General features: G+C 72.7%; 16 protein-coding genes. 8 read left to right on the top strand and 8 right to left on the bottom strand.

From position 1 onward, the window contains the following. Positions 1-258: 258 nt before the first annotated feature. Positions 259-1,668 carry a hypothetical protein gene (locus O7631_RS08345; protein ID WP_278143753.1) on the bottom strand — a complete coding sequence of 470 codons (1,410 nt, stop codon included), beginning with the start codon at positions 1,666-1,668 and terminating at the stop codon, positions 259-261. Positions 1,669-1,798: 130 nt separating this feature from the next. Here O7631_RS08345 and ndhC point away from each other — a divergent pair, with 130 nt between their 5' ends. Next, on the top strand, positions 1,799-2,176 hold the full coding sequence (gene ndhC, locus O7631_RS08350; protein WP_088986508.1) for an NADH-quinone oxidoreductase subunit A: 378 nt from the start codon (positions 1,799-1,801) through the stop codon (positions 2,174-2,176). A 67-nt stretch (positions 2,177-2,243) separates the two neighbouring features. On the opposite strand, the gene folP is transcribed toward ndhC, so the two are convergent. Continuing rightward, positions 2,244-3,113 (bottom strand): dihydropteroate synthase, encoded by an 870-nt coding sequence (gene folP, locus O7631_RS08355; protein ID WP_278143754.1) that lies wholly within the window; start codon positions 3,111-3,113, stop codon positions 2,244-2,246. A 153-nt stretch (positions 3,114-3,266) separates the two neighbouring features. Between folP and O7631_RS08360 the strand changes: the two genes are divergently transcribed. Both O7631_RS08360 and O7631_RS08365 read left to right on the top strand, forming a co-directional pair. Beyond that, positions 3,267-3,872 (top strand): DivIVA domain-containing protein, encoded by a 606-nt coding sequence (locus O7631_RS08360; protein WP_269681274.1) that lies wholly within the window; start codon positions 3,267-3,269, stop codon positions 3,870-3,872. Then, positions 3,869-4,366: an SRPBCC family protein gene (locus O7631_RS08365; protein WP_269681273.1), complete on the top strand. Its 498-nt coding sequence runs from the start codon at positions 3,869-3,871 to the stop codon at positions 4,364-4,366. The genes O7631_RS08360 and O7631_RS08365 overlap by 4 nt, the downstream gene beginning before the upstream one ends. On the opposite strand, the gene O7631_RS08370 is transcribed toward O7631_RS08365, so the two are convergent. After that, on the bottom strand, positions 4,311-5,204 hold the full coding sequence (locus O7631_RS08370) for a sterol desaturase family protein (protein ID WP_278143755.1): 894 nt from the start codon (positions 5,202-5,204) through the stop codon (positions 4,311-4,313). The genes O7631_RS08365 and O7631_RS08370 overlap by 56 nt on opposite strands. A gap of 137 nt (positions 5,205-5,341) precedes the next feature. Here O7631_RS08370 and O7631_RS08375 point away from each other — a divergent pair, with 137 nt between their 5' ends. Then, positions 5,342-5,923 (top strand): DNA-3-methyladenine glycosylase I, encoded by a 582-nt coding sequence (locus tag O7631_RS08375; RefSeq protein WP_278143756.1) that lies wholly within the window; start codon positions 5,342-5,344, stop codon positions 5,921-5,923. Positions 5,924-5,936: 13 nt separating this feature from the next. Next, the gene (locus O7631_RS08380) at positions 5,937-6,560 is read left to right on the top strand and encodes a hypothetical protein (protein ID WP_278143757.1); all 624 of its coding nucleotides are present in this window, start codon (positions 5,937-5,939) and stop codon (positions 6,558-6,560) included. On the opposite strand, the gene O7631_RS08385 is transcribed toward O7631_RS08380, so the two are convergent. From O7631_RS08385 to O7631_RS08400, 4 genes are read right to left on the bottom strand one after another with little or no spacing between them, the layout of a single operon-like run. Then, positions 6,557-7,798 (bottom strand): DUF1501 domain-containing protein, encoded by a 1,242-nt coding sequence (locus tag O7631_RS08385; RefSeq protein ID WP_278143758.1) that lies wholly within the window; start codon positions 7,796-7,798, stop codon positions 6,557-6,559. The genes O7631_RS08380 and O7631_RS08385 overlap by 4 nt on opposite strands. Positions 7,799-7,812: 14 nt before the next feature. Continuing rightward, positions 7,813-9,111, bottom strand: a complete 1,299-nt coding sequence (locus O7631_RS08390) for a DUF1800 domain-containing protein (RefSeq protein WP_278143759.1) — start codon at positions 9,109-9,111, stop codon at positions 7,813-7,815. Between the two features lie 59 nt (positions 9,112-9,170). Further along, the gene (locus O7631_RS08395) at positions 9,171-9,962 is read right to left on the bottom strand and encodes an enoyl-CoA hydratase-related protein (protein WP_278143760.1); all 792 of its coding nucleotides are present in this window, start codon (positions 9,960-9,962) and stop codon (positions 9,171-9,173) included. Between the two features lie 4 nt (positions 9,963-9,966). Then, positions 9,967-10,785 (bottom strand): PaaX family transcriptional regulator C-terminal domain-containing protein, encoded by an 819-nt coding sequence (locus O7631_RS08400; protein WP_278143761.1) that lies wholly within the window; start codon positions 10,783-10,785, stop codon positions 9,967-9,969. Positions 10,786-10,975: 190 nt separating this feature from the next. Between O7631_RS08400 and O7631_RS08405 the strand changes: the two genes are divergently transcribed. Continuing rightward, the gene (locus tag O7631_RS08405; protein WP_007455245.1) at positions 10,976-11,143 is read left to right on the top strand and encodes a DUF3117 domain-containing protein; all 168 of its coding nucleotides are present in this window, start codon (positions 10,976-10,978) and stop codon (positions 11,141-11,143) included. A 148-nt stretch (positions 11,144-11,291) separates the two neighbouring features. Beyond that, a complete protein-coding gene (locus tag O7631_RS08410) occupies positions 11,292-12,746 on the top strand; it encodes a leucyl aminopeptidase family protein (RefSeq protein WP_278143762.1) in 1,455 nt (484 codons plus the stop codon). 12 nt (positions 12,747-12,758) lie between these two features. Here the strand turns inward: O7631_RS08410 and O7631_RS08415 are convergent, their stop codons facing one another. Then, a complete protein-coding gene (locus tag O7631_RS08415) occupies positions 12,759-13,409 on the bottom strand; it encodes an O-methyltransferase (protein WP_269683692.1) in 651 nt (216 codons plus the stop codon). Between the two features lie 500 nt (positions 13,410-13,909). Here O7631_RS08415 and O7631_RS08420 point away from each other — a divergent pair, with 500 nt between their 5' ends. After that, the gene (locus O7631_RS08420) at positions 13,910-15,178 is read left to right on the top strand and encodes a trypsin-like peptidase domain-containing protein (protein WP_278147878.1); all 1,269 of its coding nucleotides are present in this window, start codon (positions 13,910-13,912) and stop codon (positions 15,176-15,178) included. Positions 15,179-15,208 lie beyond the last annotated feature (30 nt).

A 15,208-nucleotide genomic window follows, 5' to 3' on the forward strand; every position in this document is an offset into this window, starting at 1 on the left:
CTCGCCTTGCCCGGCCACGGAACCTCCTCGACGCAACGTCTCACCGCACCGCCCCAGGCTGGTCCGGCCGTTGTCGTACCTCACCTCAGAGCCTACTTCTAAGGGAGCCCTAACAATCCCCGGAGGTCCGCCGACTGGGACCAGACTCGATGGAGTATTGACCCAGTTTGCGGGCTTACGCCCCGGCCGCCGTAATTCAGATCACCACCGGATCGCTTCGGTGGCCATGTCCCGCTCGGCCGGGGCCACCCCCGTCGATCAGTCGACCGGCTCGGGCGCCGGCCCGGGTGCCGGGCCGTTGAGCCGACGCCGCAGCGAGGTGGTGGCCAGCGTGAGGGCAAGCACCACCAGCAGCGCCGAGACCACGATCAGGATGATCGCGGTGCGCTGCACCGAGGTCGTCCCGCCTCTGTCGCCGGCAGCACCCCCCGGGAGTACGCCCTGGGAGCCGGTCGGCGCGGGCGGCGAGACCACCGGTGTGGCCAGAGCTGCCGCCGCGGTGATCCGGAAGCTCATCTGCACCTGGCGGGTCGCTCCACTGCGCGGGTCGAGTTGACCGATCACCGCGCCGGACAACGGCGCTTCCCGTTGGGCCTCCGGCGTCGCCTCCACCGGCAACCGCAACTCGGCGGTCCGGCCCGCCGCCACCACGCCCGCGTCGCAGCGGGTCCGCGTCGGGTCGACCGCCACGCAGCCGTCCGGTGGAGTCGGAACCGTCACCCCGGTCGGCAGGACGACCTCCACCTGTCCGGCGGCGTCCACCGACCCGGTGTTGCCCAACCGGAGCACGAGGGTGCTGGCGGCGCCGCTGATGTCGAACGTCACCTCGTCGGCCGCGAGGGCGATCCCGGGCACCGGCGGGCCGGGCGGGAAGAGCACGGCGAAGCCCTGGTCGTCGGACGCCTCGCCGGGCAGCCCCGGCGCGTCGGCGACGACCTGGACGGAACCGGCGAGCGGCATCCGCCTCCACGCGTCGCCGTCGACCCGCAGGCGGATCAGCGCGCTGAAGCGCGCGCCCGCCTCGGCCGTCCAGGCCCCGCAGCCGTACGTGCCGGCACCGGCGGCGGTGCAGCCCTTCGTCCCGGCGTCGGAGAGCCCGGCCGGCAGCCGGTACGAGAGGCGGATCCGCTCCGCCGTCGTGCCGGTGTTGTGGATGGTGACCTGCAACGTGGTGGCAGTGCTGGCCGTGTTCCAGTACGCCTCGTGGAGGGTGACGTCCTGGGTGGTGACCTGGACGCCCAGTGGACTCGGCGGCGGCACCGGACCGGAGGCGGGCGGGCGGACCGGAGGCACCGGCGGCACGGGAGGCGCCCCCGTGGTCGGTCCGCCCGGACCGGGTGCGGCGGTCGTCGGCGCCGGCGGCAGGTCAGGGGCGGTGGTCACCGGTGCCGGTGGGGTCGTCTCGGGAGCGGGGGCGGTGGTCTCCGGCGCCGGTCCGGGCGGCACCGGATCGGTCGGCCCCTCGGTCGGGGGCGGCTCCTCGGACGTGGTGGCCTCGGGCTCGCTGACCGGACCGGTGGCCGCCACCGGGTCCGGCGTCGCCGCGTTGGCCCAGGCCGGTCCCACGGCGAGTGCCGTGAGTAGGCCGAGCGCGAGCGCGGTCGCCAGCCAGGGTGCGGTACGCCGCCCCTCGGCCCGGAGACCGGGCGATGCCTTCAGGCGGGCCATCTGTCCTCCGGTGCCATGGGTGGGGGTCCAGTATTCGGTAACAGTTGCCTTGGTGCACTAGTCCCACCTGGAAACAAATTCGTAACGTGTTTGGGACGGCACTTCCGGCCGGGCGGTAGGCTCCCGAACTGTGACCGGATACCTGGGCTCGTACGCGACGCTCGGGCTCTTGCTGCTCGCCAGCGTCCTGTTCTTCGTTACGGCGTTCTCGGCCAACCGGGTGTTACGTCCGGCACGTCCGGCCGATCCGCCGGGCAAGCGGGCCAGCTACGAGTGCGGGCTCGACCCGGTCGGTGCGGACTGGGCGCAGATGCAGATCCGCTACTACGTCTACGCGTACCTGTACGTGCTGTTCGCGGTCGAGGCGGTGTTTCTCTTCCCCTGGGCGGTGGTCTTCGACCGGCCGGGCTTCGGTCTGGTGACGGTGGTGGAGATGGCGGTGTTCGTGGCGGTGCTCGCGCTCGGCATCCTCTACGCCTGGCGCAGGAACATCCTCCGCTGGACCTGAGCGTCGCGACCTCCGGCGATCGTGCCGGTCGGCCCGACCGTTCGCTGTCGGTTACGGCGACGACCGGTCAGGCGAGGCCCCGGCGGGTCGTCGCCGGCGGCCGGTCACCCCGGATCGAGGCCACCATGTCCAGCACCCGACGGGTCGGGCCGACCTGGTGGGCCCGGAAGACCCGAGCGCCCAGCCAGGCCGACACCGCCGTCGCGGCGAGCGTCCCCTCCAGGCGCTCGGCCACCGGCAGGTCCAACGTCTCACCGACGAAGTCCTTGTTGGAGAGCGCCACCAGCACCGGCCAACCGGTCCCGGTCAACTCGTCCAGCCGGCGGGTGATCTCCAGGGAGTGCCGGGTGTTCTTGCCGAAGTCGTGTGCCGGGTCGACGAGGATCCCGTCGGGGCGTACCCCCTCAGCGACAGCGCGCTCGGCGAGCCCGGTCACCGTCGCGACCACGTCGGCGACCACGTCGTCGAAGGCCGCCCGGTGCGGCCGGGTCCGCGGCACCAGGCCGCCGGCGTGCGAGCAGACCAGCCCCGCGCCGGTCTGCGCGGCCACCCGGGCCAGCGCCGGGTCGGCACCCGACCAGGTGTCGTTGAGCAGGTCGGCGCCGGCGGCCACGGCCTCCGTCGCCACCTCGGCGCGCCAGGTGTCGATGGAGATCACCACGTCCGGAAACGCGGCCCGGACGGCGGCGATGGTGTCCACGGTGCGTCGGATCTCCTCGGCGACGTCGACGTCATCGCCGGGCCCGGCCTTGACGCCGCCGATGTCGATGATGGCCGCGCCCTCGTCCACAGCCCGCTCGACCGCGCGCAACGCGTTGTCGGCGGCGAAGGTGGCGCCCCGGTCGAAGAACGAGTCGGGTGTGCGGTTGACGATCGCCATCACGACCAGCTCGCCGGGGGCGAACGTGCGCCCACCCAGTCGAAGCGCCCCCGCCATGCCCGCCTCCTGAGAGTCCGCGCCGTCGCCGCGGCGGCCGAACCCGACGCTAGTCGGTCGTCGGAGGGGAACCGTGCGCGGGCGTCGGTACGGATCATGATCGGGACGGGTGGCGGGGTCGCTCCCGGCCGGTTGCCGTGCCACGATCAGTGCATGGGTCAGCTTCTGCTCCTCCTGGTCGTGGCATTGACTGTCGCGGCGGTCGTCTTCGGCGTGACGGTGCTGGTCAGCGGTCGTGATCCCGGCCTGGTCGCCGTCGAACCGGATTCGCAGGCCGTGGCGTTGCCCGGCACACGACCGCTGCGCGAATCCGACGTGGGGGCGGTCCGTTTCGACACCGGGTTGCGCGGGTACCGGATGGCGCAGGTCGATCAGGCGATGCGCCGCGCCGCCTACGACATCGGCTACAAGTCGGAGCTGATCGGCGTGCTGGAGGCGGAGGTCACCGCGTTGCGTGAAGGTCGCACCGACGACGCCGACGCGCTGCGTCAGGCCCGCGAGCAGTCCGCCAGCAAGGTGACGGACGCGGACGCGGCGAAGCCGGACGGGGATGTGCCGCTGGACGGCGACGCCGGCTCCGGTTCGGCGCCCGTCGGCTCGGCCGGCGCGGCGGAGCTGCCCGCCGCCACCTCGTCGCCGGCGGACTCCGACGGCGTGGCACCGGCGGTGGCGTCGGGCGACGGCGAGCCGGCAGATCGTGAGCAGACCGCCGACGGTGCCGGGCAGCGAGACGCGGTGGTCCGGTCGGAGACGGCGTGACCGACCCCGGAGGCGTCGACGATCTCCGGGAGGCGGCCCAACCCGGCGCCGGTGAGGTGACCGCCACGGTGATCGTCGCCGCCCCGGCGGAGCAGGTCTTCGCCGCGCTGCTCGCCTGGGAACGCCAGTCCGACTGGATCCCGTTCACCCGTGTGCGCGTGGTCGAGGGTGACGGGCGCGAGGGCAGCCGGATCGAGGCGGTGACCGCGCTCGGCCGGGCCACGCTGCGCGATGAGATGCGGGTCGTCCGCGTCGACGAACCGTACGAGATAGGCGTGGTGCACCACGGTCAGTTGCTGCGCGGCCCCGGTGTGCTGCGCTGCACGCAGCTGGGTCGGGCCCGCACCCAGGTGGTCTGGCACGAATGGTTCCACCTGCCCGGTGGTCGGGCCGGTCGGGTGGCCTGGCCGTTGCTCTGGCCCGGCTCCAAGATCGGTCTCACCCAGGCGCTGAAGAGGTTCGCCCGTCTGGTCGAGCAGGGCCGGCTGCCCTGACCACGCCCGGTGCCGGCTGCCAGCCCGGCGCTCGGAAGAGATAACCCGCCCGATGCCGCCACGTCACTGCGGCGCGGAGGTCCCGGGCGATCGAGGCGTACTCGTGGAAGGCCACCCGGACCGGGTTGTAGCTGCCCACGTTCTTGGTGAGGCCGTACACGCAGCGCTCCCGCTCCGGCGCGAACGAGCCGAAGAGCCGGTCCCAGACGATCAGGATCCCGCCGAAGTTGCGGTCCAGGTAGCCGCCCTGCGAGGCGTGGTGCACCCGGTGGTGCGACGGGGTGTTGAACACCGCCTCGTACCAGCGCGGCATCCGGTCGATGCGCTCGGTGTGGATCCAGAACTGGTAGAGCAGGTTGATCGAGCCGCAGAACGCGACCACCGCCGGGTGTACGCCGGCCAGGATCAGCGGGATGTAGAAGACCCAACTGGTCAGCCCGGTCCAGGGCTGGCGCAGCGCGGTGGAGAGGTTGAACCGCTCCGACGAGTGGTGCACCACGTGCGAGGCCCAGAGGATCCGGATCACGTGGTGGCCGCGATGTGACCAGTAGTAGAAGAAGTCCTGCGCGAGCAGGATCACCGGCCAGGTCCACCAGATCTCGGCCACCCGCAGCGGGGTGACCGCGTAGAGCAGCGCGTACGCGGCGGCGATCGGCACCTTCCACAACAGGTCGGTGACGATGCTGCCCAGACCCATCGCCAGGCTGGTGGCGGTGTCGGCGCCGCCGTAGCCGACCTCGTCGTCGTCGCGGTGCAGCAGGTAGGAGACCCGCTCCAGCACGATGAGCAGCACGAAGGCCGGGATCGACCAGGCGATGACGTCCGGGAACTCCTTCATCGCGCGGCCTCCGCTCGCCGTCGCCGGTCGGGACGCGCCGCTGGGCGACCCCGAATTACCGGTCGGTAACAAGCACCATAGGCAGCCGAGCGGCAGGTGGCAATGGGGTGTCGGTGCGATGCCCTAGCGTGTACGACGTGACGGACCTGGTGATCGGTGTCGACGGGCTGGCTCGCTGCGCGTGGGGGTCGAGCACCCCCGACTACGCCGTCTACCACGACACCGAGTGGGGCCGGCCGCTGCACGGCGACGACGCGCTCTACGAGCGGATGACGCTGGAGGCGTTCCAGTCCGGGTTGTCCTGGTTGACCATCCTGCGGAAACGCCCCGCGTTCCGGCTGGCCTTCGACGAGTTCCACATCCCGACCGTCGCCGCATACGACGACGCCGACGTGACCCGGCTGCTCGCCGACGCCGGCATCGTCCGCAACCGGGCCAAGATCGAGGCGGCGATCGCCAACGCCCGCGCCGCCCTGGAGCTGCCGGAGGGGTTGTCCGCCCTGCTCTGGTCCTTCGCGCCGGAGCGCCGGCCGGCCCGTCCCGCCTCGTTCGCCGAGCTCGCGCCGATCACCGCCGAATCGACGGCGATGGCCAAGGCCCTCAAGAAGCGCGGCTTCCGGTTCGTCGGGCCGACCACGGCGTACGCCCTGATGCAGGCGACCGGCATGGTCGACGATCACATCGTCGGCTGTCACGTCACCCTCCCACCGGCGACATGATGGGATGGCAGGCATGACGACCGAGACCGCCTACCGGGCCGACGGATCCGGCCGAGCCGACGGGGTGGGCACCTGGGCCGTGCTGCTGCCCGCCGAGCGGTACGAAGCCGAGCGGCTCGTGCACCACGACACGTTGGAGCTGACCGGTCTGGCCGACGTCGCCGGGCCGGGCCCGGGGGACCAGGTGGCCGTGCTGGTCGACGCTCCGCCCCGGCTGGTGGCCCTCGGCCGGGTCGCCGCCCCGGCTCGCCGTCACCGGGAAGACCCGGACGACCCGCAGTCCGGCGTCGAGCCGGCGGAGCTCGTCGTGTCGTACACCCGTCGGGCCTTCGACGAGCCGGTGCCGGCCGAGCTGCTGACCCTCGACGGGCCGGTCAGCCCACTGGAGCCGGCGGCCTTCCGGGCACTGGCCGACCAGCTCGGGCCGCCAACGGCACGCCGCACCTGGCTGGTCAGCCTCGATTTGCCGATCGAGGCCGGCTCGCCGGCCGAAGCGGTCCGCCTGTTCTGGTCCTACGTGCAGGAGCTGGGCCCGCGTGAACTGCCGGCCTTCGTGTCACCGGCCGGCGACGAGCTGGCCATGCAGGCGTTCGTACTGGGCGCCGAGGCCAACCAGGACCCGGAAGAGGACGACTAGAGGAGTTTGTCCAGCCGTCCCTTCCAGTCGGCGAGGACCGGGCCCGGGTCGGTGTCCAGCACGCGTTCGAGCAACGTGGCGTAGACGTCCCGGAAGTCGGTGGTGAACTTCAGGTCGCCGTCGTCGAGGTCGGTGAGGCTCGGCGGTGCCCCGTGCCAGCCCCCGCGTACGCCCGCGCCGAGCAGCAGCACGTCGGAGGCGGTGCCGTGGTCGGTGCCGTCGGAGGCGTTGGCCCGGACGCGGCGGCCGAACTCGGAGTACACCGCCACCACCACCTTCCGCCCCGCCTCGGTGCGACTCATCCGGTCGGCGAAGCCGGTCAACGCCCGATCCAACTGACCGAGCAGGACGGCCTGCAACTGTTTCTCGTCGGCGTGGGTGTCGAAGCCGCCGAGCGACACCGAGAAGACCCGGGTCGACACTCCCGCCTCGACGCACTGCGCGACCAGGTCCAGTTGGGCGTCCAGCGGTGTCTTCGCCCCGCCGGTGGCGGTCGCCGGGGCCTGCTCGCCGTCCGGGTCCGCCAGGTCCGGATCGGCGGAGTCGCGGACCTCACGGATCATCTCGTCCACCGATCGCAGGTCGGCGAAGCAGGCGGCGGCCCGGGCTCGCGCCGCGGACTCACCCGGCTCGGCGGCCTCGAACGCGGTGAGCGTCTGCGCCGGCAGCCCTTTGGCCGTCTTCCGGTCGGTCACGGGCACCGCGGCGCCGGCGCTCTGCGCACCGGCCAACAGCGGTGGCAGCGCCGGTTCGAAGGAGACCGCCAGCCGGGGGTCGCCGCCGACCCGGTCCAGCCAACGCCCCAGCCACCCGGTGTTGCCCGGCCGGTCCGGCTGCGCGGTGTGCCAGATGTCCATCGACCGGAAGTGGCTGCGGTCGGGCTTCGGGTAGCCGACCCCGCGCACGATCGCCAGCCCACCCTTCGACCAGCGCTGGTGCAGACCCTCCAGCGCCGGGTTGAGACCGAAGTCGTCGTCCAGTCGCCGTACCTCCCCGTCCGGGTACGCCAGCTCGGGGCGGGCCGCCCGGTAGGCCGGGTCGCCGTACGGGATGACCGTGTTGAGCCCGTCGTTGCCGCCGTACAGGGTCACCAGCACCAGCGTGCGGGCCTGCGGATCGCGGTCCCCGCTGGTGTCCAACAGGTCCCGCATCGTGTACGCGCCGGCCCCGGCGGCCAGCGCGCCCGCGCCGACCACACCACTGGTCAGTAGGAACCTGCGTCGGGTCACCGTGTCCATGTCGACTCCTCCGCTCAGCTGACTGTGTATTCGGGGCTGACCAGACCGGCGGCCAGCAGTTTGCGGGGCTCGTCGGCCAGGGGCGTGAGCGCGGCCCGGGTACGCGGGCCCCAGCCGTCGACCACCAGCAGTCGGGCCAACGCGTCCGGCCGGCCGGCGGCCGGTGCGGCGGTCAGCCGGGCCAGCACCGTCGGTGCAGTGGCGGCGGCGAGCATCCCGGCCGTCCGCAGCCGGGCCTGCAACGACGAGGTGGTCAACCAGGCCGCGCCGGCCGGCCAGCCGCCCACGCTCGGGGGTCGCAGCGGCACCTGGTCCAGCGCGTTCAGCCCACTCATCAGTTGCTTGCGCTGCTGCTCGGGCAGCTCCTTCGGTCGGATGCCGAGCTGCCGTAGCGCGCCCACCAGCCACTCCACCGGCTGCTTGACCAACGTGCCCCGGGTCTGCGCGAAGGCCGGTGAGGAGAAGATCGCGCGCATCGTCGCCACGGTGTCCGCGCCGGCCAGACCGTCCGGTGCCGGGATCTCGCCGCCGGCGTAGCGGAACCAGAGCCGCCCGGCCACGAACGCCGCCGCCGCGGGTTGGGCGGCGAGCAACCCGGCGTACGCGGGCGCGTCGAACCGGCCGCTCTGCCCGAGGATGGTCTTCTCGCCGGGGTCGTGTCGCTTGGCCTCGAAGCGGGCCACGCCGGTCCGCCGGTCGACAGTCCAACCGGTCAGGGCGCGCGCCCCGGCCTTCACGTCCGCCTCGGTGTAGTTGCCGATGCCGAGGGTGAACAACTCCATCAGCTCGCGGGCGAGGTTCTCGTTCGGTGCCTTGCGGGTGTTCTTCTGCCCGTCCAACCAGACGATCAGAGCGGGGTCGCGCACCATCGCGGCGACCAGTGGGCCCAGCGGCCCTCGCCCGTGGCGACGAAGGGTGTCCAACTGACCCAGCATCGTCCGCGCGGACTTGACCTTCTGGGCGCTGGTCGCCCAGTGCCCGTGCCAGAAGAAGAGCAGCTTCTCGGTCAGCCCGTCCTCGGCGGCCACCATCCGGTCCAGCCACCAACCGGTGACCTGCTGGAGTTGCTCGCGGCGCTCGGCGTTGGCCTTCTGCCGCTGCTCCCGGGTGGAATCCTTGGTCAGCGCGGCGTACGGGTCCGGGGCCAGCGTCGGCGGCGGTGTGGCCGCCGCTCCCCGGTCGTCCCGTGCCGGGTCGAGCAGGCGGTCCAACGCCGCTGCCGGCCCGGCCCGCTCTGCCGCGTCCACCTCGTCGGCGGTCGGCCCGAAGGTGGCCCGGCGCAGCAGGTGCGCCACCGCTTCACGATCGCTCATGACGGCCGACGCTAGGCGGCTCGTGTTCGAGGACGGTAAGGGTGGCGTCCGAATCGCGTTCAGCGTCCCTCGAAGACCGGTTTCTGCTTGCTGACGAAGGCGAGCGTGGAGGCTCGGTGGTCGGCGGTGGCACCGCAGATCGACTGGGCCTGCGCCTCGGCCGCGAGGGCGTCGGCGAGGGTGCCGGCGTCGGCGATGGAGAGCTGCCGCTTGATCGCCCCGTACGCGACGGTGGGGCCGGCGGCGAGGCGGGCGGCCAACTCCTGAGCTGCCGGCAACACCTGCTCGTCGTCGTCCGTCAGCCGGTTGAGCAGCCCGAGCCGGCAGGCCTCCTCGGCGCGGACCGGCTCGGCCAGCATCAGCAGCTCCACCGCCTTGGCGTGGCCGACCAGTCGGGGCAGCGTCCAGGAGGCGCCGGTGTCGGCGGCGAGGCCGACCTTGGCGAAGGCCATCAGGAAGCTGGTGGTGGGGCCGCCGATGCGGATGTCGGCCAGGAACGCCAGCGACGCGCCGGCCCCGGCGGCCATCCCACGGACCGCGGCGATCACCGGTTTGGGCAGGTTGGCCAGCCGGGCGGCGATCGGGTTGTAGTGCGCCCGCACGGTGCCCAGAGGGTCGTTCGCGGAGCTTTCCAGGGTGTCCACGTGTTCGCGCAGGTCCTGACCGGCACTGAACGACCCGCCCGCCCCGGCCAGCACCACGGCGCGGCAGGACCGGTCGGTCTCCAACTGCGCCAGGGTGTCGCGCAGCGCCTCCTTGAGCGGCACGTCGAGCGCGTTCATCGCGTTCGGCCGGTTCAGCGTGAGGGTCACGACGGCGTCGGTCCGGTCGACCAGCAGCGGTTCGGTCACGTGTCTAACGACCCTTCTGTCGTACGAGGCGGTTGCCGGCGTCGAGGCACTGTTCGACGTACCGGTCGGCGGCCGGACGCAGACGTGTTGCGTGCCGGTCGAAGAAGCTGGCCGCGGCGGTGCCGGGCCAGCGCTCCGGCAGCAGCGCCGGGGGCAGTTGCGGGTCCCGGAAGAGGAACGTACGCCACGCGTGCACGAGTCGGAACCGCGTCGCGTACGCCTCCTCGTCGCTGCTGCGCACTGTGACCGCCGCGAGCAGTGGGCGTTGGTCGGCGACGAACTGCTCGTAGGCGCGACCGATCTCGGCCAGGTTCCACGCCCGCCGGACCACACCCATTGCGCCGGGGGTGCCCGAGTGGTGCGCGGCGGTGAACCGCTCGAACCGGATACCGGCCTCGGCGAGGAGCAGGTCCACGTCGTCGGCGGGGCGGGTGGCGACCCAGGTCTGCTCGTCGAGCGTGCCGTAGCCGAGGAAGCTCAGATTGGAGGCGAGCCGTTGCCGGTCCCGTCGGGAGCCGGGGGCCTCCAACACCAGCAGATCGAACCGGCCGTCCCAGGTGACCCGGCCGGTCCGGTAGATCCGGGCGGCCGCCTCGTCGAGTCGTCGGGCTGCTTTCGGTGTGATCGAATATCCCGGCCCGGAGACCAACCGGAGAGGCTCGAGCCAGCCCTGGCGCACCATCCGCGACACGGCGGTGCGAACGGCGGGCGGCGCGATTCCCAGCGGTGCCAGTAGCTTGACCAGGGCAGCGACCGGTGCCCGGCCACCCCTCGGACGGAGGTGGTCGCCGTACAGGTCGAAGAGTGCCGACCGTGCCTGCATGACCGCACATTGTGACAGGCCTTCTCAAGATAAGCTAGATGCTGTTACATCAATGCTGCTCCGGTTTGGGTCCGGCGGTGTTCATCAGGGAAAATCGTTGGTCGACGCCCCCGTGACCGTTGCGGGTGGTCGTGACGAAGTGGCTGTGGGGCAACCCACCGACCCTGGTGTAGGTCTGAGGGGAGACAACATGGCGGCGATGAAGCCGCGGACGGGCGACGGTCCGCTGGAAGTCACCAAGGAGGGTCGGGGCATCGTCATGCGGGTCCCGCTGGAGGGCGGTGGCCGGCTCGTCGTCGAGATGACTCCCGACGAGGCCAACGCGCTTGGTGACGCGTTGAAGGCAGCGGCCGGCTGAGTGAGGAGTGGTCCGGGCGGCGCAGGCCGCCCGGAGCGTTCTTTCTGACCCTGGGCCACCGGTACCGCCGGTGGCTCAGGGTCTTCATCCGCGCGGGCAGGCGGGTTCGGCTCCGCTCCGCGAAACTCTCCTGGAGGTACGGTCCCGCGTGCTCGCCATCCGTCTGATCGCCGAGCCCGACCGGCTCGACGTCCTCGTCCTGCCCGTTCGTGCCGCCGATTCGGCCGAACTCGTTCCGACCGCGGTGACGCCTCTGGACGGCACGGCCGACGAGGCCGCCGCACTGGTGCCGGCGGCCCGACTGACCGGCCGGGCCGGCGAGATCCACACGCAGGTGCGCCCCGGGCGTACCCCCGGTCGGATGCTCCTGCTCGGCGTCGGTGACGGTGACGAGGCGGCCTGGCGGACGGCCGGCGCCGCACTGGCTCGCGCCGCCATGGATGAGACGCATATCACCATCGCGCTGCCGGTCGAGGTGACTCCCGCCGCAGTCCGCGGGTTCACCGAAGGGCTGCTGCTCGCCCCGTACCGGTTCCGTTTGACCGAGGCCGGCACCGCACCGACGCTCGACAGCGTCGACCTGCTGCTCGCCGACCCGACCGCGTTCGAGACCACCGTCGCCACCGCCCGAACCACCGCGGCGATGACGCGTCTCGCCCGTGACCTGACCAACACCCCCTCCTCGGTGAAGAACCCGCAGTGGTTCGCCGACCAGGTGGCCGCCGCCGCAGCCGATGTTCCGGACCTGCGGCTGCGGGTCCGTGGGCCGGCCGAACTCGCCGCCGAGGGCTTCGGTGGCATCCTCGCCGTCGGCGGAGGCTCGGCCAGCGGTCCCCGGCTCGTCGAGCTGGACTGGCACCCGGCCGACGCACGCACCCACGTGGTGCTGGTCGGCAAGGGCATCACCTTCGACACCGGCGGCATCTCCATCAAGCCAGTGCCGGCGATGAAGCTGATGCGCAAGGACATGGCGGGCGCGGCCGCAGTCGTCGCCGCCACCCTGGGAGCCGCCGAGCTGCGGCTGCCGGTGCGGATCACCACGCTGGCCCCGCTCGCCGAGAACATGGTCAGCGGCGCGGCGTTCCGGCCCGGCGACGTCATCCGCCACTACGGCGGCACGACGAGCGAGACGACCAACTCCGACGCCGAGGGCCGCCTGGTCCTCGCCGACGCGTTGGCGTACGCGGTGCAGCAGCTCAAGCCGGACCTACTGGTCGACCTCGCCACGCTCACCGGCGCCAACGCCGTGGCCCTCGGCAAGCGCACCGGCGCCCTGTACAGCGAGAACGACCAACTGGCCGCGGACGTGCTGGCCGCGGCCGAGGCGGCCGGTGAGTCGGCGTGGCGGATGCCGCTGCACAACGACTACGCCGAATACCTGGGCAGCGAGATCGCCGACCTCTACAGCGCCCCGGCCCAGGGTGCCGGTTCGGTGCTGGCCGCGCTCTACCTGCGGGAGTTCACCGGCGAACTACGGGACCGATGGCTGCACCTGGACATGTCGGCCCCGTCCTGGGCCGACGGCGACCACGCCGAGGTCAGCCGAGGCGCGACCGGCTGGGGCGTCCGGTGGCTGCTGCGCTGGCTGGCCAGCGTCGACTGACCGGGCCGGCGCTCAGCACTTCACAGCGGCGAGCAGCCCATGCCCGACCGGGAGCAGCGCGGGAATCCAGTGCTCCGACTCCCGGACCGCCTTGATGGTCTCGCGGACCGTCACCGTCTCCGCGTCCCGAGCGGCCGGGTCACCGATCCGGCCGCTGGCGAGCACACCGTTGAGCGCGAGCACGCCACCCGGCCGCAGCAGCCGCAACGCCGCCTCCACACAGGCGTGGAAACCGGTCGCCTCCGCGTCCACGAACACCAGGTCGTACGCACCGTCGGCGAGCCGGGGCAGCACGTCGAGCGCGCGACCGGTGATGATGCGCGTGCGACCCGCGGCGAAACCCGCCTCGGCGAAGATCCGTCGGGCGATCCGCTGGTGCTCCACCTCCACGTCGATGGTGGTGAGCACCCCGTCCGCGCGCATGCCGCGCAGCAACCAGACCCCGCTCACCCCCGTGCCGGTGCCGATCTCGACCACGGCGCGTGCGTTGCCGGCGGCGGCCAGCAGCCGCAGTGCCGCACCCGCACCGGGGGTGACCGCGTCGAGGCCCACCTCCCGGGCCAGGCTGCGGGCGGTGCGCATGACGAGATCCTCGGTGACGTACGACTCGGCGAACTGCTGAGCCTGGGCCGTCGAACTGCCGGAACCGGCGACCGTGGCGATGGGGCACCTCCGGGGGCGGTGCGTGGTGCGGGGGCGGGTTGGCACTGTGAGCGTAGAGGCGACCGTCGTGGAGCGCAGCCGCGCCTCCGCCTGTCGCGATCGCCGGGGCAACCGGTGACTCCACCGCGTACATCCGTGCAATCCTGGAGGCGGTATCCCGTCAGCCGCGACCGCACCGGCCCGTGGCCGGGCGACGCGGCGCGGGATCCGGGGACGGACTGGGAGGCACCGACGTGACCGACGGCTGGGACTGGCGCCGGGGCGGTGAGACTCCGGCGCGACCGCCCGGGGCGGGGAACTCTCCGGCCGGGCCGCCGACCACGCCGGAGGCGGGCAACGCGTCCACCGTGCCGTCGGCCGGGCCGGCGCCGGGGCATCCGCCGGCGGCCGGTGCGCCGTCGCCGGGTTGGCCGGCACCGGGTTATCAGCCGACGGCCGGTGTGCCTGACGCCGGGTCGGCGCCGAGTTGGCCGGCACCGGGTTATCCGCCGGTGGCGGGTGTGCCCGGCGCCGGGTCGGCGCCGGGTTGGCCGGCACCGACAGCGGGCGGGGTGCCTGGCCCGGCCGGGGTGTCGCCCTGGTGGTCGGACGCGCTCGCCGATCCGTGGCGGGACCCGGCCGCGCCGACCGCGGTGGTGGTGCCCGGGGCGGTCGCGGCCGGCATCGAACCCGAGGCGGTCACCGACCCGGACGCGCCAGGCCGACCGACGCTGCGTCACCTGCTGCTCATTCCCGTGATCACCGCCCTCCTGGCCGGCACCCTCGGTGGCGCGCTGGGTTACGCGTTCGCGGTTCGCGGCGGTGCGGGTGGTGCGGTCCTGGGCGGTGCGCCGGTAGAACCGCCGGCGCTGGCTCAGCGCAAACCGGAGTCGCTGGCCGGTGTCGCCGAACGTGTCCTGCCCAGCGTGGTCACCGTCCGGGTCAGCAGTCTCGGCGGGACCAGCGAGGGCTCCGGCTTCATCGCCACCGCCGACGGCCATGTGATCACCAACGACCATGTGGTGGCCGGCGGCACCGGCAAGGCCTCGGTGGTCTTCAACGACGGCAGCAGCGCGCCGGCGACCATCGTCGGGCAGGACCCGGAATCCGACATCGCCGTGATCAAGGTGAGTCGTCCCGGGCTGCGTGCTGTGGAATTCGGGGACTCGGACGCGTTGGCCGTCGGTGACCCGGTGCTCGCCATGGGTTCCCCGTTGTCGCTGGCCAACACGGTCACCGCCGGCATCGTCAGTGCCCTGGACCGGACGATGCAGGCGGGTGAGCCGGGCGGGCCGGTGCGCTACTACGCGGCCATCCAGACCGACGCCGCTGTCAACCACGGCAACTCCGGCGGCCCGTTGGTCGACGGCGCCGGGCGGGTGGTCGGCGTGAACTCCACCATCAAGTCGCTGGTCGCCGAGGGGCAGGAGGCGGGCAACATCGGCCTCGCCTTCGCCATTCCGATCAACCAGGCCAAGCGGGTGACCCAGGACATCATCGGCACCGGCAAGGCCCGGCGTACGGTGATCGGCGCCCGGGTGGACGGCCCGAGCGGAGTCGCCGGGGGCGGCCTACGCCTGGCGGAGGTGGAACCCTCCGGCCCGGCGGACGGCGCCGGATTGAAGGTCGGCGACGTGATCCTCAAGATCAATGGACGGCCGATGACCGAGCCGACCGACCTGACCGCCCTGGTGCGCAAGTACGCGCCGGGCTCGGTGGTAACCGTCGAGTTCCGGCGAGGCTCAGCCCGGCAGAACACGTCGGTGAGACTCGCCGCGGACGCGAAGTGAACAGCGGCTCACCCCTTGCCCGAAGGTCGC

The organism is Micromonospora sp. WMMD967 (assembly GCF_029626165.1).
GTDB classification, from domain to species: Bacteria; Actinomycetota; Actinomycetes; order Mycobacteriales; family Micromonosporaceae; genus Micromonospora; species Micromonospora taraxaci.